A 24,012-nucleotide genomic window follows, 5' to 3' on the forward strand; every position below is an offset into this window, starting at 1 on the left:
CGAGGCCGAATCGGCCCGTCGTGGCGGTTCTGCCCGCCTCCACGGGCGTCTCGGACCCCCCGGTGTGACCTACAAGTGTCATCCAGGTCACACCACGCGGCTACACTGCCCGGCACGCTCGCACCACGAGATCGTCAACAGGGCCTTCAGCGTCACTGCATGGCTGTCGAGGGGTGCAGCGCAGTCCCGGGTGGACCCGGGCGCACGACCCTGACCCACCGGAGGACTCGTCCGATGACAGCGGACCGACTCGACCTCGCGAGGAGGACCCGGCGCGCGATCGCCGCCGTCGCTCTCGCGTTGCTACCGGCGATGCTCGTCGCGCACCCCGCGACCGCAAGCACCGACGACGCCACCTGCCAGCCCGACAACGAGACGGCCTGTGTGGCCGGCATGGTCCTGACCGCCGACAACGACCACGTCGCGGGTGTGGAGCTGCTCGTGACCGGCGAAGGGTTCACGGCAGACCTGATCACGACGGACGAGCGGCCCGTGGCGGTCGCCGTGCCGGAGGTCGGGCGCTACGTCGTCGCCATCGACCCCTCGACGCTCCCCGACGACCAGCAGCTGCCCGAAGGCACCGAGCTCGAGAGAGAGGTTGTCGCCCAGACCGGGGCCACGGCCCGCGCCGCCTTCCGGGTCGGCAGCGGTGCCGAGGCACCTGCGGCGCCGTCGGAGACCGCCGAGGACACCGAGGGCGCCACGACGGCGCCGGAGGGCGGCGACGAAGGCGTGGGCGCCGCCCCGGAGGGCGACGCCTCCCAGCGCGACTTCAACTGGGGTCAGCTGTGGCAGCAGATCGGCTCCGGGCTGCGGTTCGGGCTCCTGCTGGCCCTGGCCTCCATCGGCCTCAACCTCGTGTTCGGCACGACCGGGTTGTCGAACTTCGCCCACGGCGAGCAGTTCGCCCTCGGCGCCGCGCTCGGCTTCCTCACCATCAACGTGATGGGCATGCCGATCTGGCTGGGCGGCATCCTCACGATCGCGGTGTGCGGCATGACGGGCTGGGCCCAGGACGCCGGGATCTGGCGGCCGCTGCGCAAGCGCAACGTGCCGGTCATGCAGCTCATGATCGTCTCGATCGGCCTCTCGATCACGCTGCAGTACGTCATCCAGCTGCTGATCGGCGGTGGCTCCGAGCGGATCCTGTCGTCCAACCCGCGACCGATCACGATCGTCGGCATCACCCTCAGCGCCGCCTCGTGGATCTCCATGCTGGTCGCCCTGGTGTGCGTGCTCGGCATCGCCTGGTTCCTCACCCGGACCCGGATCGGCCGCGCCACCCGTGCCGTGTCGGACAACCCGGCGCTGGCCTCGGCGACCGGCATCGACCCCGACAAGATCATCCGCCTCGTGTGGGTCATGGCCACCGGGTTCGCCGCGCTGGCCGGCCTGATGTGGGGCACCTCGTTCGGCTCCTTCAACTGGCAGCTCGGCATCCAGCTCCTGCTGCTCATGTTCGCGGCCGTCACCCTCGGAGGCCTGGGCACCGCGCTCGGGGCGTTCGTCGGATCGCTGCTCATCGGCCAGGTCGTCGAGCTGTCGAACCTCGTCATCCCCAGCGACCTGCGCTACGCGTCGGCCCTGGTGATCCTCATCCTCGTGCTCCTGTTCCGGCCGCAGGGCATCCTCGGCCGCCGCGAGCGGGTCGGCTGAAAGGAGTCACACCATGGAAGAGTTCCTGCGCATCCTCACGCAGTCGGCGGGCGAGATCCTCGCCCCGACCACGGCGGCCTTCGCGATCGCCGCGATCGGCCTCAACCTGCACTTCGGGTACACCGGACTGCTCAACATGGGCCAGGCCGGCTTCATGCTCCTGGGCGCCTACGGGTTCGGCATCACGCTGACCCTCGGCGGCCCGATCTGGCTCGCCTTCCTCATCGCGATCGCCGCCGGCGTCGTGTTCGCCCTGCTGCTGGGCATGCCCACGCTGCAGCTCCGCGGCGACTACCTGGCGATCGTGACCATCTCCGCCGCGGAGATCGTCCGATGGTTCGGCCGGTCCACCCTCTGGCAGGAGTGGACCGGCGGCGCCTCCGGTCTGCAGGGCCGCTACTACAAGGACCCGTTCCACGCGCTGTCGTTCCTGCCGGAGGGCCGCTTCGCCCTCGGCCCGTTCGAGTACATCAACACCGGGTCGGACTCCTGGTTCACCCGCATCTTCGCCTGGGGCCTCGTCGCGCTGGTGCTGATCTTCGTCTGGCTCATCACGCGCAGCCCCTGGGGCCGCGTGCTCAAGGGCATCCGTGAGGACGAGGACGCCGTGCGGGCGCTCGGCAAGAGCGTCTACTCGTACAAGCTGCAGGCCCTCGTGCTCGGCGGGGCGATCGGTGCGCTGGCCGGAGTGGTCTACGCGATACCCCTGGCGATCTCCCCCGACTCGATGGGCGGGCGCACCATGACGTTCTTCGTCTGGACCGTCCTGCTGCTCGGTGGTGCCGCGACCGTCTTCGGTCCGGTGCTCGGATCGATGATCTTCTTCACCGCCTACATGTTCATGCGCACCGGGATGCGCGCCCTGTCCGAGGACACCGCCGTCGGCACCGTCATCTCCACCACCCAGGTGGAGTACATCGGCGGCATGCTCGTGGGCATCACCCTGATGTGCCTGGTGATCTTCCGGCCACAGGGCATCCTCGGGAACAAGAAGGAGCTGGCGTTCAATGTCCGTTGACGAGACGACGACGGCCCGCAGCACGTCGCTGGCGGACGTCGCCCACGAGCCCGGGGCGGCCAAGCCCGACCCGATCCTCGTCGCCGACCACGTCGTGCGGCGGTTCGGCGGCATGACGGCGGTCGACGTCGACCACCTGGAGGTCCAGGAGGGCGTCATCACCGCCCTCATCGGGCCGAACGGTGCCGGCAAGACCACGTTCTTCAACCTGCTCACCGGGTTCGACACCCCGAACACCGGCGAATGGACCTTCCAGGGACGGTCGCTGTCCGGCAAGAGCGGTGCCGCGGTCGCCAAGGCGGGTGTGGTCCGCACCTTCCAGCTGACCAAGGCGCTGGGACGCCTCACCGTGCTGCAGAACATGCTGCTGGCCTCCCGGGACAACCCCGGGGAGAACCTGTGGCTGTCCTGGCTGCCGTTCCTGTGGAAGAAGCACGAGGCCGACTCCACCGAGAAGGCCATGGAGATCCTTGCCCGGTTCAAGCTGGACACGAAGGCGAACGACTACGCCGGCTCGCTGTCCGGCGGTCAGCGCAAGCTGCTCGAGATGGCCCGCGCGCTGATGACCGACCCGACGATGATCATGCTCGACGAGCCCATGGCGGGCGTGAACCCGGCGCTCGTCCAGTCCCTGCTCGGGCACGTCCAGGCGCTGCGCGACGAGGGCATGACCGTGCTGTTCGTCGAGCACGACATGCACGCCGTCCGGCACATCAGCGACTGGGTCGTGGTCATGGCCGAGGGCCGGATCGTGGCCGAGGGGCCGCCCAGCAGCGTGATGAAGGACGAGGCCGTGGTGGACGCCTACCTCGGCGCCCACCACGACACCGACCTCGGTGACGACTCGCTGCTCGACCCGGCGGTCCTCGCCCGGTACGAGGCCGAGGAGGAGGAACGATGAGCCAGACCACCACCGCTCCGCGGGAGACGCCGATCGACGACGTCCCCACGGAGGATCTCCTGCTCCACGCCGACAACCTCGTGGCCGGCTACCTGCCCGGGGTGAACATCCTCAACGAATGCTCGCTCAAGGTCCGTCAGGGTGAACTCGTCGGGATCATCGGCCCCAACGGCGCCGGGAAGTCGACGCTGCTCAAGGCCCTGTTCGGCCTGGTGAAGATCCACTCGGGCACCGTCACGCTGCAGGGCAAGGACATCACCGGGATGAAGGCCAACAAGCTGGTCGCCCAGGGTGTCGGGTACGTGCCGCAGAACAACAACGTGTTCCCCTCGCTGACGGTCGAGGAGAACATGCGGATGGGCACGTTCCTCAAGCCGAAGATCTTCAGCGAGCGCTGGCAGTTCATCGGCGACCTGTTCCCCGTGCTGCACGACCGCCGCGCCCAGCGGGCCGGCGCCATGTCGGGTGGTGAGCGTCAGATGGTCGCGATGGCCCGGGCGCTCATGATGAACCCGTCGGTGCTGCTGCTCGACGAGCCGTCCGCCGGCCTGTCGCCGGTGCGCCAGGACGAGACGTTCCTCCGCACCCGCATGATCAACAAGGCCGGCGTCTCGGTGATCATGGTCGAGCAGAACGCCCGTCGCTGCCTGCAGATCTGCGACCGCGGCTACGTGCTCGACCAGGGCACCGACGCCTACTCCGGCCCCGGGCGCGAGCTGCTCAACGACCCGAAGGTCATCTCGCTCTACCTGGGCACGCTGGCCGAGGACGTCGAGGAGGCCGACCAGGCCCGGGAGGCAGATCAGGCCCGGGAGGCCGACCAGCTGCCGGAGAGCGACGCGACGGACCAGGCCGAGCGCACGGACGTCGCCGAGCCGGCGTCGGAGACCGAGCGGACGAAGGACGCCGAGCCGGCCACGGAGACCCCGCGGGCCTCCCGGGACGGGGAGGCCTGAGGGGGACCACTCCCCGGCGACTCAGGGCGGCCCTGCGCGAGTCAGGACGGCCCTGCGCGAGTCAGGGCGGCCCTGCGCGAGTCAGGGCGGCCCTGCGCGAGTCAGGGCGGCCCTGCGCGAGTCAGGAGTCCTGACGGATGAGTGAGGACGGCGGGCGTCCGGGTTTACCCGGGCGCCCGCCGTCGCCGTCCTCCGTCGAGAACCCGTGTTCGGGGCGCATGGTCGCCCGTCGGTCGACCGCGGGTCAGGACGCATGACGGCCCGGGACCGCCTCCGCCCGGATCCGCCGTCAGGAAGCGCGGCCGACGGCGGCGCTCCGGCGACGTCCCAGCCGTCGGTAGTACGCCTCGCGCATGGACGCTCCCGGGTCGTACCGATCGGCCAGGTCGTCCCAGCCCAGCCGCACCAGTTCGACACCGGCCTCGGCGATCTCGGCGTGGCGTCGCTCCTGACGCCGCAGCACCTCGATCGGCACACCGAAGGACCCTCCCGAGTACTTCACGGCACCGTCGAACTCGACACCCACGCCGATCTCCGGCCACCCGAAGTCGACGAACCGCGTGCCCGACGTCGTCGCCACCTCCATCTGGCACTCGGGCCGGGGCAGGCCGTCGTCGATGGCGATCAACCGCGCGACCGTCTCGCCGGGGGATCCCGATCGTGGGTCGCAGACGTCGAGGAGCCGGCGTGCCTGGATCATTCCGCGCTTGCCCGCCGAGGCCGTCATGATCCGCGAGACCTCCATCGGGTCGGCGCCGCGGCGAAACAGGGAATCGGCCACCACGAGCGCTCCCTCCGGCGACAACGTCCGCAGACAGTCCACGAGCGTCCGCTCGGGCGAAGTCACCGGAACGCCCTCGATCAGGCCCTGTTCCCGGGTCGGCAGGCACGTGAAGTGCCGCCGCACCGTCGGCTCCGCCGTCAGGGAGACCCGCGGCTTCACGACGTGCGTGACATGGACGAGCGCAGGGGTCGCATAGGTCCACGCACCGTGCAGGATCGCGGCGGTCGCATGACTGAACCAGATGCGGCTGCGCGACGAGCTCACCAGCGCCCGGACACCCGCCAGGACGGCCTCGGCGTGCTCGGTGTCGCCGTGGCCGGTCGGCGTCATGACGCCGCGGTCCGACCTCAAGGCTCCTTGCGCCACCTGGGACGCGATGCGGTCGCGGTCCGCACGGGAGAGGTCCGCCGCTCGAGGGACCGTCGGTGGGCACGCCCGGTCGGCAGACAGCATGGTGCGCAGCGGTGAGCCGGGCACCGCCATCGTCGACAGGATCTGCTCGAGGCGGTGGATGGCGGGGAGGTGCGGTGGATCGCTCATGCGACGAGGCTCGCGCGACAAGGCCCGCGGAGGGCGGGTCGTGCGGGCCTTCGGTGGACGAACGGCGCTGTGGACGACCGACAGCCCGCACGGCTGCTCAGGGGCGACGTGCGCTCCCGGGGGCTCCTGACCGGCCGGAACTCGTCCTGACTCGCGGCACAGCACCCTGACCCGCGGCGGAGCGCGAACGCCGAGGGGCAGCTTGTGGACGACGACGGCCCGGTCCCCTCCGCAGAGGAGACCGGGCCGTCGTCAGCAGACCGGGATGAACATCCCGGCAGGCTCGACCGGGGCGTCAGCCGCCGATCTGGCCCTCGATCTGCCGCACGTAGGTGTACGTGTTGTCGTCGCCGTACTCGTAGATGCCGATGAACGCGGACGACGGGTCGTTGTCCTCGTTCAGCGGGCCGGTGCCCGACGGACCGGTGTAGTCGATCTCCTCACCGGCCTCGAGCGCCTCGACGCCCTCGGCGAAGGTGGTGACCTCGGTGCCGCCCTCGGCGCCGGAGACGGCCGCGATGTTCTCGGAGATCGTCACGCCGTCGGTACCCTCGCCCCGCACGGCGGCCAGGGCCGCCAGGATGGTGGCGTCGTACGACTCGGCCGCGTAGGAGTACCCGTCGAGGGACGAACCCTCGTTCTCCTCGTGCCAGGTGTTCAGGCGCTCCTTGAAGTCGTCCTCGGCCTGCGCACCGGGCAGCGTGCCCTGGACGCCGGCGAGGGTGCCCTCGTCGAAGTCACCGCTCCAGTCGGACAGGTTGCCGTCCGTGAAGTAGGTGGTGCCGTCGAAGTCCCAGCCCTGGGCGACGAGCTCGTTCACCGCGGCCACGGTCTCCTCGAAGGCGATGACCACGAGGGCGTCCGGGTCGGTGCCCAGCGCCGCGGAGACCTGCGAACCGAAGTTCGTCTCACCGGGCGGGAACTCCTCGCCGGCGCCGTTGGCGCCGTAGACGACCGTGCCACCGCCGGCCTCGATCGCGCTCTGGGTGTGGTCGCGCAGACCGGTGCCGTAGGCGTCGTTGAGGACGATCATGGCGACGTCCTGGTGGCCGCCGTCGAGGATCAGCGAGCCCAGCGCGGCGCCCTGGACGGTGTCCGGCGGGGCGGTGCGCGTGTAGAAGTCTCCGTAGCCCGACAGGTCGGCGGCGGTGTTCGCCGGCGAGATCTGCATCACCTGGGCCTCGGCGAAGACGTCGACCACACCGAGGGAGACCGACGACGACGCAGCGCCGATGACGGCGTCCGCACCCTTGGAGATGAGGTCCGTGGCGGTCGAGTTCGCGACCGTCAGGTCGGTGTTGTCACCGGAGTCGCCCCACTCGACCTCGACGTCGCTGCCGAGCACGCCGCCGGCCTCGTTGATGTCCTGGATGGCCAGACCGACGCCGGCGATCTCGGGCGGGCCGAGGAAGGACAGCGTGCCGGTCACCGGGAGGATGGTGCCGATGGTCAGGGGGTCGGCCGACCCTTCGTCCATCGACTCCTCGGAGGTGTCCGCGGCCTCGTCGGCCGAGTCGTCGGAGCCGCAGGCCGTCAGGCCCAGGCTGAGCGCCGCGGCGAGGGCGAGGCCCTTCGCGGCCGTCATGCGTCGAGTCATGAGTTTCCCTTTCGGGGTCGGGCGTGCCACGGCACTCAATGCCGCATGTAGTGGCGCTGAAACTAGTCCTCATGTGTGACATACATGTGTCAGATCCGTCACTCTCGACAGATCGTGACGAACCTGTGATCTGGCTCACCCCGGCGACATCGGCCTGCCGGCCTGCCGGATTCCGCAGGATTCCGGGCGAACAGCGTGGTCACGGTGCTGCCGACCTCCCCACCACCACCGTCACGGCACCGCCCGCGTCGAGGCGGCCGCCCCGTCCGGGACCGGACCACGGGAGCTCACACCGGGTACAGATCGACTCACGGGGCACCCGAGCCGGGGTCAGGACCGGCCTTCGGACGCCGTCGCGGGTGATGTTCGGGACAATCGGACCGAGAATCTCGCCGATGTGCTGGTGCGAGGACTTCCGCTCGCGTACCGTTAGGGCCGTTGCAGTGTCTTGCTCGTACCGGACGGACCCCCGTCCTGCGTCGGGAGGCGGGGTCGTTCAGGATTGACCCCGGCGCACCGGCGGACCTTGGTTCCACAAGAGTTTGACGACGAACACCGTGATGCGCGGTCCCCGACAGGCGGGGGCTGCGAGCTCTTGAAGGAGTACCCATGGCCACCGGAACCGTGAAGTGGTTCAACAGCGAGAAGGGCTACGGCTTCATCGCTCCCGAGGACGGCACCGCTGACGTGTTCGTCCACTTCTCCGCGATCCAGACGCAGGGCTACCGCAGCCTGGACGAGGAGCAGAAGGTCGAGTTCGACGTCACGCAGGGCCCGAAGGGTCCGCAGGCGGAGAACGTTCGCCCGCTCTGATCTCTCGTCCGCGTGCTTCCTGACGGCGGCACGCACCAGAGACTCGCACGGCCCGCACTCGCTGCCTCACGGCGGCGGGTGCGGGCCGTTGTCGTCTCCAGGGACCGCCCGCCCCACCCGGTTCCCCCGGGAACCCCGGGGGACCACGAACCGTTCCACCACCATGGGATTCCTCGACCGACTCCTCGGCAGGTCACGTGACGAGCGCTCCATCCCCGGGATGACGGGCGGAGGCACCCCGCGCGGGTACGCCACGCCCGCACCGTCGTCCGCGGACCCGCGAAGCGGGGGTCCCACCTCGCACCGTTCACCCGACGACGTGGCGATCGACCGCTACCGCTACCTGCTGCGCACCGCCCCGCCGGACGCCGTCGAGCAGGCCCATGCCGAGGCGTTCGCCCAGCTCACTCCGGAGCAGCGCCGCCAGGTCCTCACCGAGGTCGGCGCCACGGTGCCTGCCTCCGAGCGCGCCACCACCGACGACCCGCAGTCGCTGGCCCGGATGGCGACCCGCGCCGAGATGCGCAACCCGGGCACCCTGGAGAACACGTTCCGCTCCGGCGGGCCGGGGGCCGCGGCCGGTGCCAGGGGCCCGAGCTTCGGCTCGATGATGGGATCCAGCCTCCTCGGCACGGTCGCCGGTGTCGTCATCGGTTCGGCCGTGGCCAACGCGATGTTCGGTCCGGCGTTCGGCGACCCGACGACGCCGGTCGCCGAGGACGCGGCCGCTGCGGGCGAGGGGGAGGCCGGCGAGGCCGGGGCGGACGCCGGTGCCGACACCGAGGCCGCGGGCATGGATGCCGGCGGCGCGGAGGCCGCCGGGGACGACGGCATGTTCGGTGGGTTCTTCGGCGGCGGCGACGAGAGCGGCGGCGGCCTCGGCGACTTCTTCGGTGGCGACGGCGGCGGTTTCGACTTCTGACTCGCGCAGTCCCGTCCTGACTCGCCGCAGATCGCCCTGACTCGCGGGTCGGTGGTCGGGGGTCGGTGGTCGCGGGTCGGTGGTCGGGGGAAGCCTCAGCGAGCGGTGAGGCGCAGGAACGCCCCGAGCTGCTGCAGGTCCGTCACCGACGTCGGCAGGTAGTCGGTCAGCCGCGGCGAGCGGATCACGACCGCCCGCCACTGCCCCCGGGAGACCGCGACGTTGATCCGGTTCCGGCTGAGCAGGAACCCCATGCCCCGGGGCACGTCCTCCGGCGAGGAGGCGGCCATGGACAGCACCGCCACGGGCGCCTCCTGCCCCTGGAACTTGTCCACCGTGCCGACGCGCACGTCGTCCAGGCCGGCCCGGGCCAGCGCGCGGCGGATCGTGTGCACCTGCGCGTTGTACGCGGCCACGACGATGACGTCCGCAGGCCCGAGGTCCCGCGGCTCCGCGCCGACGGTCCGGACCCAGGGCCGGCCCAGCACCGCCCGGACCTGCCGGACCACCTCCTCGGCCTCCTCGGCCGAGGACACCGCCCGGCCGGCGTGGTCGACGAGCACCTCGTGCACACCGGGCTCCACCGGGTCCAGCGACCGCCCGTGGACCGAGGCGTGGGCGTGCAGCCGACCGGAGTACGCCAGCTCGGACACCGCCGTACACAGCGCCGGGTGCATCCGCCGGGACGCGGGCAGGAAGTAGCCGAACTCCTCGGGCAGCGTCTCGTGGCCGTCGGCGAGCCAGCCGAGCGCCGAGCCGGCGACCCCCGGGTCGGGGTGCGCCCCCTGGGACACCTGCGGCAGCTGCTGCGGGTCGCCGAGCAGCAGCAGCCGTGCAGCCGCCCGCGCGACCGCGACCGTGTTGGCGATCGCGAACTGACCGGCCTCGTCGATGACGAGCAGGTCCAGTCCCTCCGGCGCCCATCGGTCGTGCGCGAAGTCCCAGGCCGTCCCTCCGACGACGCAGCCACGTCCCGCGTCGTCGGCCTCGGCGGCGAAGACCTGCAGCCCGTCGGCGTTGACGTCCTGCCACGGGGTCCTCGACTGCGCCGGCGAGACGCCGGAGGGCAGCTTCTTGGCGACCTGCTCGGCCGGGACGCCGGCGGCCAGCACCCCGTGCAGCAGGTTCTCCACGACGGCGTGCGACTGCGCCACGACGCCGACCCGCCAGCCGTCGGCGACCAGCGCCGCGATGACGTGGGAGGCGAGGTAGGTCTTGCCGGTGCCGGGCGGACCCTGCACCGCGAGGTAGGACCGGTCGAGCGCCCGCACCGCCCGCTCCACGGCCGCGACCACGTCGGGCTCGCCGTCCGGCCCCACCGCCGGTGTTGGCAGTCCCCGGGCGACCCGGGCGGGGCGTCGCTGGAGCAGGTCCGTCATCGGCCCGGCGGGCAGCCGCTCCGCCATCGGCACGCCTGCCGCGGCACCGGAGCGCCAGGCCTCCAGCGCCGCCCGCCCGGCCTCCTCGGTGGCCGTCTCCAACGGGCCGGCGGGGACGTGGCTGTTGACGCTCAGGGCGCACGGCAGGTCGTCGTGCGTCTCCTGGCCGGCCCCCACGTGCTCCCGCACGGTGAAGACGTCCAGCTCACGGTCGCCGTCGACGACCCGCTCGACCTCGGCGATCGCCATCTTGTTGTGGAACCAGCGCTCCGCCAGCGGTCCCACGTTCGTGACCACCGGTGGGCACGGCACGTCGTACAGCAGGAACGCGCTCGCTCCCGCGCGCAGCTCGCTCCCCTCCACGGCGGGACACGTCAGGGCCAGGAGCCGCGACGGTGCGCGCTTGCCCGGCTCGACCTCCCAGTCCCGCAGCACCCGCCCGCTCTCGACGACCGCGGCCGCCCGGCGGCCCGGCCACTCCGCGGGCGGGAGCTGCATGCGGGAGAAGTGCGCCTGCCAGAACTGCTTGCCCTCGCGCCGGTGGTAGCCGACCGCGGCGCCCAGCAGGCTCAGTGCGCGGGCAGCCGCCCGTTCGGCGGGCTCGTGGGGGTGCGCGTGCGCGACGGCGTCCCGGATCTCGGCCTCGAGCGCCTCCCGGGCAGCCCTCTCCGGGTTCTCGGGGGTGGGCTCCTCCAGGGGCAGCGGCTCGGCGACCGGCCGCTCGATCGGGCCGACCACCTCGTCGTGCGCCCAGCGCAGCCAGTCCAGCAGCCGCAGCGTGGACAGGCAGTCGTACCGGTTGTAGTCGAGGATCTCCTCGCGGCGCTGCGCGGCCTCGTCGTGCTCCCCCGCAGCCAGCAGCTCGCAGTACTCGGCGTACTCGACCACCGACGTCGCGGCGTCGGTCACGCCGGACCGCGCCGCCTCGTCGCCCATGTACAGCGGTTCGAGCTTCTTGATCGACCGGGACCGGTCGGAGATCCGGATCGCCGACCGCACCGTGGCGTACAGGTCGACGAGCACTCCGGAACGCAGCAGCTCGTCGACCTCGTCCTCGTACACCCCGTGCCGGGCCGCGATGGACAGCAGGTGCGTCCGTTCGTAGGCGGCGTAGTGGTAGACGTGCATGTCGGGCCACCGACGACGGCGTTCGGCCATGGCGTCGACGAACCGCACCAGGGCGTCGGCCTCGTCGGCCCAGGTGTCCGCCCACAGGGCGTGGAACGACGGCCGCCCCTCGGCGTCGAGGTCACGGGTGACCCAGCCGAAGAGGTAGTCGATCCCCGACTCGGCCGGGGTGAGCGCGTCCGCGGGGGCCCACAGCGGGTCGCCCTCGAAGTCGAAGAAGACGTCGCCGTCGCTCGGCGGCGGCAGTCGTTCCACGGGCGCCGGGTCGGTGAGCGCCCAGCGCAGCTCGCGTGACCCCTCGGGCGTCTCCAGCAGCACCGAGCCGTCGCCCGGGTCGGTGCCGAGCTGCAGCGCGGCCTGCCGTTGCAGGCCGGCGAACCGGTCGGCCGCCATCCCCGCCGGGGGCTGCTCGGCACCGGCCAGGTCCTTCATCGTGGTGAGGCCGGCGGCGGCGAGCCGAGCGCGCTGCGGGGCGTAGACGCCGGCCACGAGCAGCACGTCCGAGTGCGTGGCCGCGGACTCGGCGCAGTCCGGGCAGACGCCGAGCCGCTGGCAGGCGACGTGCCCCGGGGCGTCCCACTCGACCGGCGCTCCCTCCTCGACGTGCCGGGCGACGACGTCCAGCAGCCGGTCACGCCGCGCCCGGAACACCGGCAGCACCTCGGCGAGCGCGTGCTCGGTGATCTCGCCGGTGCCGAGCACCAGGTGGGCGTGCTCGGTGGGGTCGATCCCGGCGGCGAGGAGCTGGTCGGCGTACGCGGCGAGCTGCAGCACGGCCCGGACCTTCTCCCGCCGGGCGAGCTTGGTGTCCCAGACGGCGTACCGCGGCCGGCCGTCGCTCGGGCCGGCGTCGCGCACCAGGAAGTCCGCCCGCCCGTGGAAGCTCCCGTCGAAGAACGCCGCCTGGTAGACGACGTCGGCCCCGCGTTCGAGCCCGGCGAGCGTCGCGGAGTGCGCGGCGACGAGGTCGTCGTACGCCATGCGCCGCGGCGCCGGGAGCTCGAGCACCCCGCCGGGGCCGCCGTCGTCGGGCGAGGTGCCGAACCGGGCCCGGAAGTCCTCCAGCACGGACGCCTCGTGCGCCTCGCCGAGCGCGACGGTGCGCGCCAGCATCTCGTCGGCGTCCCGGGGCCGCTGCGGCACCCGGCCCAGGACCTCGTCGAGGCGGCGCAGGAGCGCGTGCTCGCACTCGGCGGCCACCACCAGGTCGCTGGCCGAGTGCACGAGCCGCGGCTCACCGGCGCCGTCCAGGAGGAACATGTCCCAGGTCTACCAGCGACCGCCGACATGGACCTGAAGGGGATGTTTCCGCCATAGTGGGGCCGCACGACGCCGAAGGAGACCCATGACCGTGCGATTCAACCCCCCGCCCGGCTGGCAGGTCCCCCCAGGGTTCCGGCCAGACGCGCACTGGGCACCCGACCCCTCGTGGCCCCCGGCGCCTCCGGGATGGCAGTACTGGGTGGAGGACTCCCCGCCCCCGCCCCAGCCTGCGCCTGCGCCTGCGCCTGCTGCGACGACGCGCGCCGCAGCCGTGCCTTCCGCCCCGCCCCAGGGTGCGGGCGACCCGGGGGCGACCACGGTCATGGCACCCGTGCGGCCCGACGCCGGTCCGCCGCCCGCACCGTCGGCCACCCGGGCCTCGGCGCACGGGTCCGCGCGGCCGGTGCACGACCCGCACCCCACCGCTCGCGCCACGACGCCGGTCCCGCCGCAACAGCCCGCCGCCGCGCCGCCGAACGCACCGGGCCACGACACCAACCGGGGCGAGGCACGCGCCGGTCGGCGGCAGCGTCCGGCGACCGTGCTCGTCGCGGGGGTCGCCGTCGCCTGCCTGGCCCTCGGGGTCATCGTCGGCGTGATGTTCTCGATGGTGCAGACCGGTGACGCCCGCCAGGCCATCGCCGACGCCGAACGGCAGGTCGAGCAGGCCGCCGCGCTGGAGGCCGAGGTCACCGAGGACAAGGCGGCGCTCTCCGAGCGTGCCGCCGAGCTCGAGGCACGGGAGAGATCCCTCAAGGAGCGCGAGTCCGAGATCGCGGAGAAGGAGTCGCAGCTGGTCAGCCGACAGGCCGAGCTCGACGACCAGGCCGCCCAGCAGCAGCAGCTGCAGCAGCAACAGCAGCAGGGGAACGACAAGAGGGACGACGACGGCGGCGGCCAGTGGTGGTACTGGAACTGCGACGCCGCCCGTCAGGACGGCGCCGCGCCGATCTACCAGGGCTCGCCCGGCTACCGCAGCGGTCTCGACCCCAACGGCAACGGCATCGCCTGCGAGGAGGGGGAGTAGCCGTCAGCCGGCCGGCCGGCCCACGGCGTCCCACCAGGCGTCGAGGCTGCCGGCCGGCGCCAGGGTGCGCAGTCCGAGCTCATCCTCGAACGACGGCTCGCCGTGCTCGTCGGGGTCGGGCAGCATCCGCTGCTCGTCGTCCGTCAGGTCCTCGACGCAGAAGGTCACCTTGAGCTGAGCCTCCACGGGGTCCTCGGCCGGCTCGGCGCAGGAGACGACGCCGGACCCCTCCGGTTCGGAGACCGCCATGTAGAAGGCACGCTCGGCTCGGACGTCCGTCCCGCAACCGACGCGTCCGGAGGCCTGGCGGGTGGTTGCCGTGGTGTAGACGAGGTGGCGTCCCGGCTGCTCGGGGACCTCCGCCTCGCCCGGCGGAGCCGTCGGTTCCGTCGACGGCAGACCCTCCGTCGCGCGTCGCTCGGCCACGCGACGGTCCATGTCCGCGTGGTGCGCGGCCACCGCCTCGACGATCGCCGTCGTCGGTGCGTCGGCGGCGCCGTCGACCGTCACCCGCGGCACCCCCGGAGCGGGTCGGCCGGCCAGCGCCTCCCCCGTCCGTCTCCCCTGTTCATCACCGCCGGGGACGACGACGGGCTGCACCGACGTGATGAACATGGCCTCGGCGGTGGCCGTCACCCGGACGCGGAGATCATCCTCAGCGCACCCGGCGAGGCCCGCGGCCACCGCGGTGCCGTCGTCGCCGTCCCACACGCCGCTCAGCGCGCCGGACGCCGCCGGGACGACCGCCCCGACCGCGGCCACCGCCGCGACGCACCCGGCCGCGAGCGTGGCCCGGTACCGCAGGCGCTTGCGCCGGCTCGACCGCAGCACCTCCTCGAGGTCCAGCTGCGACGGCGGGACCTGGGCGGTCGTGCGGCGCAGTCGGTCGATCAGTTCGTCGTCGTTCATCGGTCGCTCCTCAGTCCGTCGAGGTCGAGCAGTGTGCGCAGGCGGTGCAGCCCTCGGGATGCGGTGGACTTCACGGTGCCGGTCGGGAGGCCGAGCTCGCCGGCGACCTCGGCCTCGGACAGTTCGAGCAGGTGGCGCATCACCACGACACGGCGTTGCTTGACGGGCAGGAGCAGCAACGCCCGCACGACGGCGTCCCGGTCGTCGACCGTGCCTGTCTCGGCCCGGCCCGGCGGCGGCCGCCCCGTCCACGACGGCGCGCCCGACAGGTCATCGTGGCTGGTGGACACCTCGCGGCGGGTGCGCCGCCAGGTGTCGATCCGCACGTTGGCCAGGATCCGGCGGGCGTAGGCCAACGGGTCACCGTCGCGTGCACGGCCCCAGTGCCGGTAGGTGCGCTCGAAGGTCTGCTGCACGAGCTCCTCGGCGCGGTGCCGGTCTCCGCACAGCAGGTACGCCATCCGGTGCAGCACGTCGGTGTGCGCCCGCATGAAGGCGGTGAACTCGGCGTTGCGGTCCGCGTGGGTCAATCGCACCTCGACGTCGGTGTCGCGACCTGCCCGCGCGGAGTCCCGCACCGGTGGCGCCGTCCCCTCCGCTCTCCTGGCTGTCATGATCGGTACACGCAGCAGCCGGCCCCAAGGTTCCACCGGATCGCGACCGCTTCCGCGGATCGCGACCGCTTCCGACCGGTCAGTCGGCCACGCGCAGCGATCCCAGGATGCCGTTCAGCAGCTCCTGACCGTCCTCTCCCGTGGGCAGCTCCAGGTGCACCGTGTACTGCTCGCCGTCGTCGAGCTCGACGTCGATCCGGACGTCCTGAGCCTCGACCTCGACCTGGCGGCCATAGGCCTCCGCCGAGGCCCCGTCGCCCGTGTCCCAGATCCACCAGGATCCTGACGTCGGCGTGACCACGACCCGCCGGGCACCGTCGACCTCGAGGAGGTACATCGTCTGCTTCGGCGGCGCGGAGACCATCCAGGCCGCGGACGGCGGTGTCGGACGGACGGCGACGACGGCCGGGGCGACCCCGAACCCGTCGTCGTCCGGGCTGACGGCCATCACCGACCCGGGGTCGTCCGTCCACGGACCGACGTCCTGCCAGTCGTCCGGGACGCCGAGCCGCAGGCGGCCCGCCTCGATCTCGCGCCATCCGGCAGGGAGTCCCGCCCCGGCGTCGAGGGTGTGCACGCTCTGCGACGACCGGATCTCCCGTTCGACCGAGAGGTTGTCCACCACACCCTGCAGGACGTCGCGGCCGGCGGCCGTGTCCGGCACGTCGCCGATGATCACCTCGTACTTCGCGCCGACGTCCGTGCTCACCGAGAGCACGGCGCGGAGCGTGTCCCCGGACCCGGCGACCACACGCATGACGGTCAGTCCCGCGCCGGGGACGTCGGGGAACGTGGCACCCGGGTCGTCGACCGTCCAACCGAGGTTCTGGGAGTAGAAGATGTACCCGGATCGCTCTGTTGCCCCGACGCTGACCGTCAGGTCCGCGATCCCCCCGGTCCGGCCGGTGACCTCGAAGAACCTGTCCCGACGGACGACCGGGCCGTCCGCCTCCCAGTCCGCGGGCAGGCTCACGACCACCGGCCCGAGCCACACCCGCACCCGGTCCGCCGCGCCGTCGGCCGCCCGGGGGACCGTCTCGCTCGGCCCGGGACCGCCGGGCAGCACCGCACCGGTGAGGGGCCGGTCGACCAGCTCGGGCAACGCCTGGACCCCGCCGACGGCGAGCACGAGCGCCAGGGCGCCAGTTCCTCCGGCGAGCACGACGCGGCGGGCGCGGACACGGCGCACCGCGCGCCGTGCCATCCGGTCGGGGTCGAGACCGGGTGGCACCTCGAGGTGGTCGACGGCCTCGCGCAGCTCCGCGAGCAGCGGGTCCTGGGCGTTCACGCGTCCTCCTCGGTGGTCGTGGTGAGCACGGCCCGCAGGGCGGCCAGCCCGCGCGACCCGGCGGACTTCACGGTGCCGCGGGCCAGGTTGAGCTCGTCGGCGGTCTGCTGCTCGCTCCGGTCCAGCAGATGGCGCAGCACGACGACGCGGCGCTGCGTCTCGGGCAGCATCTGCAGGGCACGCACGAGCCGGTCCCGCTCGGCGACGTGCCGGGCGTGGTCCGGGGCGTGCTCGGAGGCGCCGAGGTCCGACGTCCCGGGGGCCGGGTCGCGCAGCACCTCACGGCGCGTGCGGCGCCACGTGTCGATCCGGGAGGTCGCCACGACCCGCCGCGCGTAGGCGAACGGGTCGCTGCTGATCCGCGGCCAGGCACGATAGGTGCGCTCCAGCGCCGTCTGGACGAGGTCGTGGGCCCGGTGCTCGTCCCCGCAGAGCAGGAAGGCGATGCGGTACAGCCCCGCGGTCCGGGCACGGGCGAAGGCGGTGAACTCGGCGACCGCGGTGGTCGGCGTGGCCTCCTCGTGGACCGCGGTCGACGGTGCCCGGACGGTGTCCGTCGTCCCCGGCGAGGCGATCGGGACCTGGATCATCTCGCCCATCAACGCTCCTGCTCCCGAGGCTCCATGCACCGTAGACGCAGCAGCGATGGCGAAAGGTTCCGCCCTTCACAGATCTGGTCGGCAGCTCGTGCCGTGATCGGCAGCCTGAGCTGCCGAGCCGAGCACGAGCTGCCGACCAGACGCGCCGGCGAGCAGCCCCGGGTCAGCGCCCGCCGGGGAACGGGATCACCGGGCAGGTGAACGAGGCGACGACCCCGCCGTCCATGGCCGCTCCGGCGTCGATGGCCGCCTCGACCTCCTCCGCCGACCCGAGCATGCCGTCGTCGTTCAGGTCGCCGGCCTCCAGGACGTCGTCGAAGTCCTCGTAGAGCACGGCGGTGACCTGCCAGCGGCCGCCGTTGTAGTCGGTGTCGCCCGGGGCCGCCTCGGCGACGTTGGCCTGGGCGCCGCCCAGGTCGTAGATGGTGTCGAACGAGTGGTCCGGCGCCCCCGTGCCGGACAGGTCGTTCGGCGTCCCGACGGTGCGGTAGGCGACGCCGTCGACGTAGAACGCGGTGCCCTGGGTGACCCCGGCCTGCGCGGCCACGGCCGGGACCAGGACGGCGCCGGCGGCGAGCGCCAGCGACCCGGCGACGGCAAGAGTGCGGTTGCGGTGCATGATCGTCCTCCTCACGGGACCGAACCCCGGTGGCCGGCCCTCTGCGTCCAGCCCACCGCGCGGCGCCGCGCAGGTCCATGACGAGGGCCTTACGGGGTGCTCACAGGCCGCTGACGTGCCCGCTCGACGCCGTCCGCGAAGCTCTCCACGGCCTAGGCTGACTGCATGGTCCGGGTCCTCGTGGTCGACGACGACACCACCGTCGCCGACGTGGTGGTCGCCTACCTCGAGCGCGCCGGCATGGCGGCCGAGCACGTGACCGACGGCGTCGACGCCCTCGTCGCCGCCCACGAGCGGCCGCCGGACGCCGTCGTCCTCGACCTCATGCTGCCCGGGCTGGACGGGATCGAGGTGTGCCGGCGGCTACGCGCGGACCGGCCCCGCCTGCCGGTGCTCATGCTGACCGCCCGCGGCGAGGAGGACGATCGCATCACCGGCCTCGAGGTCGGGGCGGACGACTACGTGACCAAACCGTTCAGCCCGCGCGAGCTCACCCTGCGCGTGCAGTCCGTGCTGCGGCGGGCGGGCACCCCGGCCGACGGCACCGCCCCGGCAGGCGAGAGCCCAGCCGCGCAGGACGGACCGTCGCCCGCGTCCGCACCGCCGTCGGGCACCCTGCGCGACGGCGACCTGACCGTCGACGTCGCCGCCCACCGGGTGCTGCGCGGCGGCTCGGAGCTGGCGCTGACCGCGCGCGAGTTCGACCTGCTGGTCTGGTTCCTCGCCCACCCCGGCCAGGTGCACGACCGCGAGACGCTGCTGCGCGAGGTGTGGGGCTGGGAGTACGGCGACCGGTCCACCGTGACGGTGCACGTGCGGCGGCTGCGGGAGAAGGTCGAGGCCGACCCGTCCGCCCCGACGCGCCTGGTGACGGTGTTCGGCGTCGGCTACCGCTGGGACGCCCGTCCCCCGGACGCGGAGGAGGGCGCGACGTGACCCCGCTGGAGGGGGTCGGCCTCTCGGCCGGGGTGGCTGCCGTCGTCGGGCTCGCGGGGGCGGCCGGCGTGCTGGCGCTCGGACGACGCCGCCCGTCCGTCGCCGCGACGCTCGCCCCGCTGGTCGTCGTGGCGTCGGTCGCGGCCGGCGTCTACGCCAGTGCCCGCGCGATGTTCCTGTCGGAGAAGGACTCCACGACGGTGCTGTGGCTGCTGCTCGCCACCGTCCCCGTGGCGCTCGTCGTCGGGTTGGTGCTCGCCCGGCGCACCCACCACCTCGCCACGGAGCGTGCCGAGGCCGTGGCGGCCCGGGACCGGGACCGGGAGGTCGAGGCCCGACGCCGCGAGCTCGTCGCGTGGGTGTCCCACGACCTGCGCACGCCGCTGGCCGCCGTCCGCGTGCTGACGGAGGCGATGGAGGACGCGGTGACGACCCCCGCGGACGCGGCGGCCGGCATCCTCGCGGAGAACCGTCGCATGAGCGACATGGTCGACGACCTGCTGGCGCTGTCCCGGCTGCAGTCACCGGGTTTCGAGCTGAACCGCGAGCCCACGGACGTCGGGGACCTCGCCTCGGACGCGCTGGCCGCCGCCGGCCCGGCCGCCGCGGCCGCCGGCGTGCGGCTCACGGGTGAGGTGACCGTGCCCGTCGTCGTCCCCGTGGACGCCCGGGAGGTCGCCCGGGCGGTGGGCAACCTGGTGTCCAACGCGGTGCGGCACACCCCGGCCGGGGGCACCGTGTGCGTCCAGGTCGAGGACGACCACGGGTCGGCCGCCGTCGTGCACGTCACCGACGGCTGCGGGGGCATCCCCGCGGCGGACCTGCCCCGCGTGTTCGAGGCCGGCTGGCGCGGTACCGCGGCCCGCACCCCGGGGTCCGGCGGCGCCGGCATCGGCCTGTCGATCGTGCGCTCGGTCGCCGAGGCGCACGGCGGCGCCGTCACGGTCGAGAACGTCGACGACGGCCGCGGCTGCCGCTTCACGCTCACCCTGCCGGGGTGACCTCCAGGGGGACCTCCTCCGTCGACCCGTCGACGTAGGTGACCTGCGCGAGGGCCGAGAACGACTCCTCTCCCGGCGCCCACAGCGCGAACCAGCCGTCGTCCATCGACGCCGCGACCTGCTCGCCGTCGGCCGTGGCCACCGTGACGGCCTCGACCTCTTCCCCGACCCGGCCGAACGCGGCGGTCACCGCGCCCTCACCGCTCGGGCCGTCCGACCAGGACGCCGTACCGGTCTCCGCCACGACGAGCTCGCGGGGCCCCGGCCGGGGCACGGGCGTGCCGCCGACGGACTCCGAGGAGTACACCTGCGTGCCGCCGTCCTTCGTCACGAAGCACTCCGCGAGCGCCCCGTCCCCGGACAGCAGCACGTACGTGTAGTCGCCACGCACCTCGGCGAGCACCGGGTCCACCGGGATCTCGGTGATCGGCGCCCCCGCGCCGGCCGCGTCCTCGTCGATGGCGTGGGCCGCCGTCGGGCAGGAGGCGGCGTCCTGCGCCGCGGCGGCGGGGTCGACGACCTGGGGCGTCGGCGTCCACGAGGCGTACGCCTCCGGGCCGCCGAGCGTCGTCGACACCACGACCCCGGCCGCCACGGCAGCCACGGCCCCCGCGAACACACCGGTCGCCACCCCGGCCCGCGAGCGCCGCGCCGGGGCGAGGTAGCGGTCCGGCACGGTCCGGTCCATGGCCAGCACCCGCGCCAGGGCAGGGTCGTCCGGGTGTCCCGGGGCACGCAGGTGCCGTGCCGGGTCCAGACCGCCCAGGTCGTCCAGCAGCGGTGACCTCATGGCCTCTCCTCCTGCAGCCTGCGCAGCACGGTCGCGGTGTCGCGGGGCACCTCGGAGTACGCCAGCAGCCGCTTGCGGGCCCGGGTGAGCCGCACCGAGAAGGTGGACGGACGGCACTCCAGCACCTGGGCGGCCTCGCGGGCGGACAGCCCGTCCCACGCCACGAGCGCCAGGACCTCCCGGTCGGCGTCGCCGAGCAGGTCCCAGGCGCGGCGCAGGTCGGCGCGCTCGGCCGCGGCGTCGTCCGCACCTCGGGCCTGCGCCGTCGGCTCCCGCTCCAGCCGCACCCCGAGGGCCTGCCAGCGGCCCTGCGTGCGCACCTGGGTGGACAGGACCGTGCGCGCGACGCCGAAGAGCCACGCGCGCGCCGCGGTCGGCACGTCCTCCACCCTCCGCCAGGCGACCAGGTAGGTCTCCGAGACGACGTCGTCGACGATCGCCGGCGCGGCACGACGCGCGACGAACCGCACCACCTGCTCGCGATGGTCCACCCACAGGCGCGTCAGGCGCTCGCGGGCCGCGGCGTCGTCCACGCTCGTCCTCCCGATCCCTCGTCCCCTTCATGGCCGGCAGGGCCGGTGCTGCTCCACCGTACTGGGAGACGGTTGCCCTGATCGATGGGCTCGCTACCCTCGTGCAGGACCGCGGACGCCGACGCGCGTCCTCGACGACGACGTGAGGAGCGTCAGGATGCGCACGAGACTTTCCCGGACCGTGGCCACCGGCGTCGGCGTGACGGTGCTGGCCCTGGGGACGGGCGTGGTCGGCACGGCTCCGGCGACGGCCGACATCGGCGAGCCGGTCGGCACGATCGGCGAGGGTTCGTCCGACGGCGGGAACCTGCCCGCGGGGAACCTCCCCGGCGTGCCCGAGCCCGGCAGCCCGGAGGCCGAGTGGGTCGCCTGGGCCGCCGCGGAGCGGGCCGAGGCCGAGGCCACGGACTGGAAGGCCGACTCGGCCGCCCGCGGGTGCGAACTGGTGGAGGTCTCGATCGCCGACGAGGTCGATCCCGCCTACAACGAGGCGATGGGCGCCCCCGCCGACCTGGTCACGCACCGGGTCGAGATGGTGGAGACCTGCGAGGGCCCGACCGCGTCGGGCGGGATGACGCTCGAGACCGACGGCACGGCGAGCACGACCGCGATCGGGTCCGGCAGCGACTGCGACAGCACGAAGGGTCCCGGCACGATCTGCATCTACAAGTCCAGCGGGCGGATCTACTCCTCGTGGAAGTACCGCGGATCGGGCAGCGTCTCGGGGTTCCTGCGGATCGACCAGATCTCGACGTCGGCCTCGAGCTGCTACCGCGGCAGCACCTGGCTCACAGGCCCGTCGCGCACGTGGAGCAGCGGGATGACGCGCAGCATCTCCAAGACGCGCACGACGTACTCGGGCTACTCGGCGCACATCTGGAAGAAGGTGTGGCACGGGCACACCGACTGGGGCAGCACCTGCTCGAGGCTCTGAGCCGCGGCTCACAGGACGTGCGCGAGGAACTCCTGCAGCCGCGGCTCGGTCGGTGCGTCGAGCACCTGGGCGGGCGGACCCTGCTCCACCACCACGCCGTCGTCCATGAACACGACGTGGTCGGCGACCTCGCGGGCGAACCCGATCTCGTGGGTGACCACGACCATCGTCATGCCGGACCGGGCGAGGTCCTGCATGACGGCCAGCACCTCGCCGACCAGCTCCGGGTCGAGCGCGGAGGTCGGCTCGTCGAAGAGCATGAGCTCGGGGTCCATCGCCAGTGCGCGGGCGATGGCGACGCGCTGCTGCTGGCCACCGGAGAGCTGGGCCGGGTAGTGGTCGACCCGGTCGGCGAGCCCGACCCGGTCCAGCAGCTCGACGGCACGCTCCCGAGCCGCGGCCTTCGACAGCCCGCGGACCTGCACGGGTGCCTCGGCGACGTTCTCCAGCGCCGTCAGGTGGCCGAACAGGTGGAACCGCTGAAACACCATCCCGATCCGCGAGCGCTGGGCGGCGATCCGGCGCGGGTGCAGCCGGTGCAGGACGCCCCGGGCGTCGTGCCGGTAACCGAGCAGCTCACCGTCGACGTGCACCGACCCGGCGGTGATCTGCTCGAGCTCGTTGAGGCAGCGCAGCAGGGTGGACTTGCCGGAACCGGACGGTCCGAGGACGACGGTCACCGAGCCCGGCGGCACCACCAGGTCGACGCCGCGCAGCACGTGCAGCGCCTGGTCGCCGTGGCCGAAGACCTTGTGCACGTCCCGGGCCTCGACCATGGGGGTCGTCGTGGCGGTCATGGGGTCACCTCCGCGAAGGGGTCGTCGGTGGTCGTGCCGGCACCGCGGATCGCCGCCTGCCGGCTCAGGCGTCGCGGGCCGCGTCCGGAGCCGGGTCCGGACCGGCGACCGCGCCGGCCGCCGGTGGCGCCGCCGTCGAACCCCCGCCCGTAGTACCGCTCGACGGCGGACTGGCCGACCATGAGCACCGAGGTGATGAGCAGGTACCACAGCGCCGCCACGATGAGCAGCGGGATGGGCTGGAACGTGCGGGTCCCGATCGCGGAGGTGGCGTAGGTGATCTCCAGGGTGAACGGCACGGCGACGACCAGCGAGGTCGTCTTGAGCATGGAGATGGTCTCGTTCCCCGTGGGCGGCACGATGACGCGCATGGCCTGCGGCAGCACGATGCGGCGCAGGATGCGCGGCTCGGTCATCCCCAGGGCGCGGGCGGCCTGCGCCTGGCCGGGGTCGACGGAGCCGAGCCCGGCGCGGACGATCTCGGCGAGGTAGGCGGCCTCGTTGAGGGCGAGCCCGACGAGCGCCGCCCAGAACGCCGTGATGACGTCGCGGGTGTCGAACACGAAGAACTCCGGCCCGAACGGGATGCCGAGGCTGAGCCGTGGGTACAGCACCGAGATCAGTCCCCAGAACACGAGCTGGGTGTAGATCGGGGTGCCGCGGAAGAACCAGATGTAGGCCCAGGAGACCGACCGCATCACCGGGTTGTCGCTGCGCCGCATGATCGCCAGGAGCACGGCGAGCACGACGGCGATGGCCATGGACCCGAAGGTGAGCACGAGCGTCCAGCCGACGCCGCGCACCACGTTGACGTCGCGCAGGTACAGCCAGACCGTGTCCCAGCGGAAGTTCGGGTTGGTGACCAGCGCGTGCACCACCATCGCGGCGAGCACGAGCATCACGGCGGCGGACAGCCAGCGCCCCGGGCGCGGGACCGGGCGGGCGTTCAGGGGCTCGGGCAGGGCCGTCGACGTGGCAGCGCGGGTGGGGGTATCGGCGGCGGTCATG

21 protein-coding genes and 1 pseudogene are annotated in these 24,012 nt (G+C 73.1%); 10 read left to right on the top strand and 12 right to left on the bottom strand.

Going from position 1 to position 24,012, the window contains the following annotated elements:
- The first annotated feature begins 234 nt into the window (after nucleotides 1-234).
- From Q6349_RS03590 to Q6349_RS03605, 4 genes and pseudogenes are all read left to right on the top strand, one after another.
- On the top strand, nucleotides 235-1,656 hold the full coding sequence (locus tag Q6349_RS03590; RefSeq protein ID WP_304602894.1) for a branched-chain amino acid ABC transporter permease: 1,422 nt from the start codon (nucleotides 235-237) through the stop codon (nucleotides 1,654-1,656).
- A 13-nt stretch (nucleotides 1,657-1,669) separates the two neighbouring features.
- A complete protein-coding gene (locus Q6349_RS03595) occupies nucleotides 1,670-2,674 on the top strand; it encodes a branched-chain amino acid ABC transporter permease (RefSeq protein WP_304602895.1) in 1,005 nt (334 codons plus the stop codon).
- Entirely contained in the window at nucleotides 2,664-3,575 is a 912-nt protein-coding gene (locus tag Q6349_RS03600) for an ABC transporter ATP-binding protein (RefSeq protein WP_171246090.1), read from the top strand. The genes Q6349_RS03595 and Q6349_RS03600 overlap by 11 nt, the downstream gene beginning before the upstream one ends.
- A pseudogene (locus Q6349_RS03605) lies at nucleotides 3,572-4,348 on the top strand (ABC transporter ATP-binding protein); the annotation flags it as partial. The gene Q6349_RS03600 and the pseudogene Q6349_RS03605, both read left to right, overlap by 4 nt.
- Nucleotides 4,349-4,820: 472 nt before the next feature.
- Here the strand turns inward: Q6349_RS03605 and Q6349_RS03610 are convergent.
- A complete protein-coding gene (locus Q6349_RS03610; protein WP_304602896.1) occupies nucleotides 4,821-5,855 on the bottom strand; it encodes a hypothetical protein in 1,035 nt (344 codons plus the stop codon).
- Between the two features lie 295 nt (nucleotides 5,856-6,150).
- Complete coding sequence (locus Q6349_RS03615) at nucleotides 6,151-7,452, bottom strand: ABC transporter substrate-binding protein (RefSeq protein WP_304602897.1); 1,302 nt, start codon at nucleotides 7,450-7,452, stop codon at nucleotides 6,151-6,153.
- A gap of 609 nt (nucleotides 7,453-8,061) precedes the next feature.
- On the opposite strand from Q6349_RS03615, the gene Q6349_RS03620 reads away from it, so the two are divergent.
- Together Q6349_RS03620 and Q6349_RS03625 are read left to right on the top strand one after the other, a co-directional pair.
- Nucleotides 8,062-8,265, top strand: a complete 204-nt coding sequence (locus Q6349_RS03620; protein ID WP_171246087.1) for a cold-shock protein — start codon at nucleotides 8,062-8,064, stop codon at nucleotides 8,263-8,265.
- Nucleotides 8,266-8,584: 319 nt separating this feature from the next.
- On the top strand, nucleotides 8,585-9,187 hold the full coding sequence (locus tag Q6349_RS03625; protein WP_304602898.1) for a hypothetical protein: 603 nt from the start codon (nucleotides 8,585-8,587) through the stop codon (nucleotides 9,185-9,187).
- Nucleotides 9,188-9,282: 95 nt separating this feature from the next.
- On the opposite strand, the gene Q6349_RS03630 is transcribed toward Q6349_RS03625, so the two are convergent.
- The gene (locus Q6349_RS03630; protein ID WP_304602899.1) at nucleotides 9,283-12,954 is read right to left on the bottom strand and encodes a TM0106 family RecB-like putative nuclease; all 3,672 of its coding nucleotides are present in this window, start codon (nucleotides 12,952-12,954) and stop codon (nucleotides 9,283-9,285) included.
- Between the two features lie 274 nt (nucleotides 12,955-13,228).
- Between Q6349_RS03630 and Q6349_RS03635 the strand changes: the two genes are divergently transcribed.
- Nucleotides 13,229-13,984: an excalibur calcium-binding domain-containing protein gene (locus Q6349_RS03635; RefSeq protein ID WP_304602900.1), complete on the top strand. Its 756-nt coding sequence runs from the start codon at nucleotides 13,229-13,231 to the stop codon at nucleotides 13,982-13,984.
- Nucleotides 13,985-13,987: 3 nt separating this feature from the next.
- Here the strand turns inward: Q6349_RS03635 and Q6349_RS03640 are convergent, their stop codons facing one another.
- The 5 genes from Q6349_RS03640 to Q6349_RS03660 form a co-directional block, all read right to left on the bottom strand.
- Nucleotides 13,988-14,893 (bottom strand): hypothetical protein, encoded by a 906-nt coding sequence (locus Q6349_RS03640; RefSeq protein WP_304602901.1) that lies wholly within the window; start codon nucleotides 14,891-14,893, stop codon nucleotides 13,988-13,990.
- Nucleotides 14,890-15,507, bottom strand: a complete 618-nt coding sequence (locus Q6349_RS03645) for a SigE family RNA polymerase sigma factor (protein ID WP_304602902.1) — start codon at nucleotides 15,505-15,507, stop codon at nucleotides 14,890-14,892. Before Q6349_RS03645 ends, Q6349_RS03640 begins: the two co-directional genes overlap by 4 nt.
- Nucleotides 15,508-15,586: 79 nt before the next feature.
- Nucleotides 15,587-16,795: a hypothetical protein gene (locus Q6349_RS03650; RefSeq protein WP_304602903.1), complete on the bottom strand. Its 1,209-nt coding sequence runs from the start codon at nucleotides 16,793-16,795 to the stop codon at nucleotides 15,587-15,589.
- Entirely contained in the window at nucleotides 16,792-17,394 is a 603-nt protein-coding gene (locus Q6349_RS03655; RefSeq protein WP_304602904.1) for a SigE family RNA polymerase sigma factor, read from the bottom strand. Before Q6349_RS03655 ends, Q6349_RS03650 begins: the two co-directional genes overlap by 4 nt.
- Nucleotides 17,395-17,557: 163 nt before the next feature.
- Nucleotides 17,558-18,013: a hypothetical protein gene (locus Q6349_RS03660; RefSeq protein ID WP_304602905.1), complete on the bottom strand. Its 456-nt coding sequence runs from the start codon at nucleotides 18,011-18,013 to the stop codon at nucleotides 17,558-17,560.
- A gap of 165 nt (nucleotides 18,014-18,178) precedes the next feature.
- Between Q6349_RS03660 and Q6349_RS03665 the strand changes: the two genes are divergently transcribed.
- Nucleotides 18,179-18,949 carry a response regulator transcription factor gene (locus Q6349_RS03665; RefSeq protein WP_304602906.1) on the top strand — a complete coding sequence of 257 codons (771 nt, stop codon included), beginning with the start codon at nucleotides 18,179-18,181 and terminating at the stop codon, nucleotides 18,947-18,949.
- Nucleotides 18,946-19,950, top strand: coding sequence for a cell wall metabolism sensor histidine kinase WalK (locus tag Q6349_RS03670; RefSeq protein ID WP_304602907.1), 1,005 nt, complete (start codon nucleotides 18,946-18,948; stop codon nucleotides 19,948-19,950). The genes Q6349_RS03665 and Q6349_RS03670 overlap by 4 nt, the downstream gene beginning before the upstream one ends.
- Here Q6349_RS03670 and Q6349_RS03675 read toward each other — a convergent pair.
- Nucleotides 19,934-20,740, bottom strand: a complete 807-nt coding sequence (locus Q6349_RS03675; protein ID WP_304602908.1) for a hypothetical protein — start codon at nucleotides 20,738-20,740, stop codon at nucleotides 19,934-19,936. The two genes, Q6349_RS03670 and Q6349_RS03675, sit on opposite strands and share 17 nt — an antisense overlap.
- Nucleotides 20,737-21,273: an RNA polymerase sigma factor gene (locus Q6349_RS03680; RefSeq protein ID WP_304602909.1), complete on the bottom strand. Its 537-nt coding sequence runs from the start codon at nucleotides 21,271-21,273 to the stop codon at nucleotides 20,737-20,739. Before Q6349_RS03680 ends, Q6349_RS03675 begins: the two co-directional genes overlap by 4 nt.
- Before the next feature lie 157 nt (nucleotides 21,274-21,430).
- Here Q6349_RS03680 and Q6349_RS03685 point away from each other — a divergent pair, with 157 nt between their 5' ends.
- Nucleotides 21,431-22,207, top strand: a complete 777-nt coding sequence (locus Q6349_RS03685) for a hypothetical protein (protein WP_304602910.1) — start codon at nucleotides 21,431-21,433, stop codon at nucleotides 22,205-22,207.
- 8 nt (nucleotides 22,208-22,215) lie between these two features.
- Here the strand turns inward: Q6349_RS03685 and Q6349_RS03690 are convergent, their stop codons facing one another.
- Together Q6349_RS03690 and Q6349_RS03695 are read right to left on the bottom strand one after the other, a co-directional pair.
- The gene (locus Q6349_RS03690) at nucleotides 22,216-23,004 is read right to left on the bottom strand and encodes an amino acid ABC transporter ATP-binding protein (RefSeq protein ID WP_304602911.1); all 789 of its coding nucleotides are present in this window, start codon (nucleotides 23,002-23,004) and stop codon (nucleotides 22,216-22,218) included.
- The gene (locus Q6349_RS03695) at nucleotides 23,001-24,011 is read right to left on the bottom strand and encodes an amino acid ABC transporter permease (protein WP_304602912.1); all 1,011 of its coding nucleotides are present in this window, start codon (nucleotides 24,009-24,011) and stop codon (nucleotides 23,001-23,003) included. Before Q6349_RS03695 ends, Q6349_RS03690 begins: the two co-directional genes overlap by 4 nt.
- Between the last annotated feature and the right edge of the window lies 1 nt (nucleotide 24,012).

Source organism: Isoptericola sp. 178 (assembly GCF_030586525.1).
Taxonomy (GTDB): domain Bacteria; phylum Actinomycetota; class Actinomycetes; order Actinomycetales; family Cellulomonadaceae; genus Isoptericola; species Isoptericola sediminis.

Bases quoted from the DNA above. Each gene is read 5' to 3' on its own strand.
- Q6349_RS03620 (WP_171246087.1), top strand. From the start codon at position 8,062: ATGGCCACCGGAACCGTGAAGTGGTTCAACAGCGAGAAGGGCTACGGC.
- Q6349_RS03595 (WP_304602895.1), top strand. From the start codon at position 1,670: ATGGAAGAGTTCCTGCGCATCCTCACGCAGTCGGCGGGCGAGATCCTC.
- Q6349_RS03655 (WP_304602904.1), bottom strand. From the start codon at position 17,394: ATGGGCGAGATGATCCAGGTCCCGATCGCCTCGCCGGGGACGACGGAC.
- Q6349_RS03600 (WP_171246090.1), top strand. From the start codon at position 2,664: ATGTCCGTTGACGAGACGACGACGGCCCGCAGCACGTCGCTGGCGGAC.
- Q6349_RS03590 (WP_304602894.1), top strand. From the start codon at position 235: ATGACAGCGGACCGACTCGACCTCGCGAGGAGGACCCGGCGCGCGATC.
- Q6349_RS03615 (WP_304602897.1), bottom strand. From the start codon at position 7,452: ATGACTCGACGCATGACGGCCGCGAAGGGCCTCGCCCTCGCCGCGGCG.
- Q6349_RS03660 (WP_304602905.1), bottom strand. From the start codon at position 18,013: ATGCACCGCAACCGCACTCTTGCCGTCGCCGGGTCGCTGGCGCTCGCC.
- Q6349_RS03665 (WP_304602906.1), top strand. From the start codon at position 18,179: ATGGTCCGGGTCCTCGTGGTCGACGACGACACCACCGTCGCCGACGTG.
- Q6349_RS03685 (WP_304602910.1), top strand. From the start codon at position 21,431: ATGCGCACGAGACTTTCCCGGACCGTGGCCACCGGCGTCGGCGTGACG.
- Q6349_RS03640 (WP_304602901.1), bottom strand. From the start codon at position 14,893: ATGAACGACGACGAACTGATCGACCGACTGCGCCGCACGACCGCCCAG.
- Q6349_RS03630 (WP_304602899.1), bottom strand. From the start codon at position 12,954: ATGTTCCTCCTGGACGGCGCCGGTGAGCCGCGGCTCGTGCACTCGGCC.
- Q6349_RS03645 (WP_304602902.1), bottom strand. From the start codon at position 15,507: ATGACAGCCAGGAGAGCGGAGGGGACGGCGCCACCGGTGCGGGACTCC.
- Q6349_RS03695 (WP_304602912.1), bottom strand. From the start codon at position 24,011: ATGACCGCCGCCGATACCCCCACCCGCGCTGCCACGTCGACGGCCCTG.
- Q6349_RS03610 (WP_304602896.1), bottom strand. From the start codon at position 5,855: ATGAGCGATCCACCGCACCTCCCCGCCATCCACCGCCTCGAGCAGATC.
- Q6349_RS03675 (WP_304602908.1), bottom strand. From the start codon at position 20,740: ATGAGGTCACCGCTGCTGGACGACCTGGGCGGTCTGGACCCGGCACGG.
- Q6349_RS03690 (WP_304602911.1), bottom strand. From the start codon at position 23,004: ATGACCGCCACGACGACCCCCATGGTCGAGGCCCGGGACGTGCACAAG.